Source organism: Diaphorobacter sp. J5-51, assembly GCF_001023515.1.
GTDB lineage: Bacteria > Pseudomonadota > Gammaproteobacteria > Burkholderiales > Burkholderiaceae_C > Diaphorobacter > Diaphorobacter nitroreducens.
Map to the genome: position 1 here is coordinate 1 of NZ_JSYI01000095.1, position 931 is coordinate 931.

General features: G+C 61.8%; 1 protein-coding gene. It reads left to right on the top strand.

Features of this window, described 5'->3' with window-relative positions; translation table 11 throughout:
* Positions 1–11 precede the first annotated feature (11 nt).
* Positions 12–931 (top strand): IS1595-like element ISCsp2 family transposase (locus OX89_RS12745; RefSeq protein WP_047350879.1); only part of this gene is annotated, 920 nt, incomplete at its 3' end.

Consider the following 931-nt stretch of genomic DNA (forward strand, 5'->3'; position numbering starts at 1 on the left):
AGAATAGCTGGATGGAAACCCAGATGCTAACGCCAACTCCTGGAGGGGACTACCCCCGCACCTGGAACGAATTTCTTGACTGGTTTGCCACCGAAGAGGCTTGCCAGGCGTTCCTGGAGAAGCTTCGGTGGCCCCAAGGCTTCGTCTGCCCGCGTTGCGGCAACGCTGGCGATGTGTACCGCGCCAGCCGCACCCGCCTGATGTGCCGCTCATGCCAGTACCAAGGCACAGTGACATCTGGAACCATCTTTGACAAGACGCGCACACCGCTGCGTGTCTGGCTGGCTGCAGCTTGGTACCTGACCAATCAGAAACAAGGCGTGAGCGCCCTGGGGCTGCAGCGCGTATTGGGTTTGGGGAGCTACCAGACCGCCTGGACCATGCTGCACCGGTTTCGACGTGCCATGGTCCGCCCGGGCCGGGACAAGCTCAAGGGGCTTGTGGAGGTGGATGAAACGTACCTGTCCATCACGGATCGCAAGAATCCCGCCACCCCTGCAGGGCGCAAGAGCAGCACCACCAAAGTGTTGATGGTCATGGCGGTGGAGATCGTGGAGCCCAAGGGGTTTGGGCGCATCCGGTTACGCCGCATTGACCGAGACGCCGCCACCCACGTAATCCCCTTTGTGCAGGAGGTGGTCGAGCCTGGAGCCCAGGTACGCACGGATGGTTCGGCGGCATACCGCGCTCTGGGAGAACTGGGTTACACCCACCAGCGCACCGTCATGCTCGGCTCAGGCGTACCTGCCCATGTCTCCATGGCGGGAGTGCACCGGGTCGCCTCACTGGTACAGCGCTGGGTGCTGGGAACACATCATGGCTCTGTACAGCCAGACCACCTGGACGCCTATCTCGATGAATTCGTGTTCCGTTTCAACCGGCGCACATCCAGCTCACGCGGGATGCTGTTTTACCGCTTGCTGCAGCAAGC